2 protein-coding genes and 1 tRNA gene are annotated in these 2,160 nt (G+C 70.6%); all 3 read left to right on the top strand.

What is annotated here, in order from left to right; translation table 11 throughout:
* The first annotated feature begins 655 nt into the window (after nucleotides 1-655).
* The 3 genes from orn to KK097_RS17735 all read left to right on the top strand — a co-directional run bounded on the left by orn (nucleotide 656) and on the right by KK097_RS17735 (nucleotide 1,942).
* Complete coding sequence (gene orn, locus KK097_RS17745; RefSeq protein WP_214545626.1) at nucleotides 656-1,294, top strand: oligoribonuclease; 639 nt, start codon at nucleotides 656-658, stop codon at nucleotides 1,292-1,294.
* A gap of 75 nt (nucleotides 1,295-1,369) precedes the next feature.
* Nucleotides 1,370-1,445: transfer RNA gene (locus KK097_RS17740), tRNA-His, on the top strand.
* Between the two features lie 152 nt (nucleotides 1,446-1,597).
* Nucleotides 1,598-1,942: a metallopeptidase family protein gene (locus KK097_RS17735; protein WP_214545627.1), complete on the top strand. Its 345-nt coding sequence runs from the start codon at nucleotides 1,598-1,600 to the stop codon at nucleotides 1,940-1,942.
* Nucleotides 1,943-2,160: the final 218 nt, after the last annotated feature.

Below are 2,160 nucleotides of genomic sequence, written 5' to 3'. Positions count from 1 at the left end.
CCCTTCGCCGTCCCCGCCCCCCCGAGCGGGCGAAATGCCGGGGTGCGCCCCTGAGGCCACCCCACCATTTCGCCCGCTCGCGTTCCCATCCGCTCGTCCACGCCCCCCGGACGAGCGGGCGAAATGTCCGGGTCCGTCCGCAGGACGACCCAGGCATTCCGCCCGCTCGTTCCCACCCCGCCAGGTCGAGGCGGCCGTCCCGGCGAGTGGGCGAGATGTCAGGGTCCGTCCGCAGGACGACCCGGACATCTCGCCCGCTCGCGGGAGCGAGGCAGATGGCGGATGACAGGGGTGCCGAGATCGGTGCGGAAGACGGGGTGGACGGGACCGCCTGGAGGCGCGGGTCGGCGCGACGGAGTCGCCACGGGCCTCCAGGCGGTCGCCGCCGCCACCATCCAGCCCGCCCGCGGACGAGCGGGCGGAACACCGGCGTGCGTCCGCGAGGCGACCCCGGCATTTCGCCCGCTCGCGGAACGGTGCGCGTCGCGGGAGCCCGCACCCAGCGGTCCGCGGGCGAGCGGGCGGAACACCCGGGTGCGTCCATGGGGCGGCCCTGGCATTTCGCCCGCTCGGCAGAAGAGGCGGTCACGCACGTGCGGGCAGGCGGGCGGCGGCACGTACGGGCAGCACGCAGGGCGGGAATAGGATCGAGGGCATGGCAACCGCGAATGACCGCCTCGTCTGGATCGACTGCGAGATGACCGGCCTCGACCTCGAGGTCGACGAACTCGTCGAGGTGGCCGTGGTCATCACCGACTTCGACCTCGAGCCAGTGCACCCCGGCTTCGACATCGTCATCAAGCCCGACCAATCGGCGCTCGACAACATGAACGAGTTCGTGACGAACATGCACACGACCTCGGGGCTCATCGAGGAGATCCCGAACGGCGTGAGCCTGGCGGACGCCGAGTACCAGGTGCTCGAGTACATCCTTCAGCACGTCCCCGCCGAGGGCTCCGCACCCCTCGCCGGCAACACGATCGGCACCGACCGCGCGTTCCTGTCGAAGTACATGCCGCGGGTCGACGGGCACCTGCACTACCGAAGCGTCGACGTGTCGAGCATCAAGGAGCTCTGCCGCCGCTGGTTCCCCCGCGTGTACTTCAACGCGCCGGAGAAGCACGGTGGGCACCGGGCCCTCGCGGACATCCTCGAGTCGATCCGCGAGCTCGAGTACTACCGCCGCGCCGGCTTCGTCGCCGAGCCCGGCCCGAGCACCGACGACGTGCGTGCCGTCCAGGCCGACGTCGTGGCGAAGTGGGAGTCACGGCTGGCGCAGCCCGCGGCCGAGTAGCGACACGGGTGGTCCGCGCCCCGTCCCGCATGTACTACTATTGAGTGGTCGCGCCGGTCCGCCGGTTCGAACATGGTGGATATAGCTCAGTTGGTAGAGCGCCTGGTTGTGGTCTAGGAGGTCGCGGGTTCGAGACCCGTTATTCACCCCAGTCGAGGGAGAGTCCTGTTGCGTGGAGCGCAACCGGGGCTCTCCCTCAGTGTTTGTCTGGGCGCCTCCGGCGCCGTGCGGCTTCGCCGCGAGTCGCGAGCCGCGAGCCGCGAGCCGCCAGTGGTCAGAGCAATGTGGGACGATCCCTCCGTGATGGAGATGTCCGCCGAGGCGTTCGAACAGCTCGTGACCGATGAGCTCGACCTGCTGCCCGACGAGATGGTCGACGGGCTCGACAACGTGGTGTTCGTGGTCGAGGACGAACCGGAGAACGGCGAAGACCTGTTCGGCGTCTACGACGGCATCGCGGCCACCGAGCGCGGGCAGTACGGCTTCGGTGAGCTGCCCGACCGCATCGTCGTGTTCCGGAAGCAGCACCTGGCCGAGTGCGACACCGTCGAGGAACTCAAGGACGAGGTGCACACCACCCTCGTGCACGAGATCGGCCACTTCTACGGCATCGACGACGAGCGGCTGCACGAGCTCGGCTGGGCGTAAGCGGGCAGGCGGGCGGCCGAGCAGGCCGGGCGACGGCGCGACGGCGCTCCCGGGTTTCGGGCTCAGCGACAGTCCACGGGGCCGCGAGCGCGTGAGCTGTCGCCCACCGCAAAAACTCGCCCCGCCCCCGCCCGCGCGCACCACGAGCGACGCCCCCCGTCAGAACCGCGTCGGCCCCACCTCGTGGTACTTCTCCCACGCCCCCACCGGCCCCCGCC

This window comes from Curtobacterium flaccumfaciens, assembly GCF_018598405.1.
Taxonomy (GTDB): Bacteria; Actinomycetota; Actinomycetes; order Actinomycetales; family Microbacteriaceae; genus Curtobacterium; species Curtobacterium aurantiacum.
Note: the sequence above shows the minus strand (reverse complement) of the source record. Positions and strands in the feature narration are given on the sequence as shown.

What these genes read in the sequence shown, in the direction of transcription:
- KK097_RS17735 (WP_214545627.1), top strand. Translation starts at nt 1,598, where the DNA reads ATGGAGATGTCCGCCGAGGCGTTCGAACAGCTCGTGACCGATGAGCTC.
- orn (WP_214545626.1), top strand. Translation starts at nt 656, where the DNA reads ATGGCAACCGCGAATGACCGCCTCGTCTGGATCGACTGCGAGATGACC.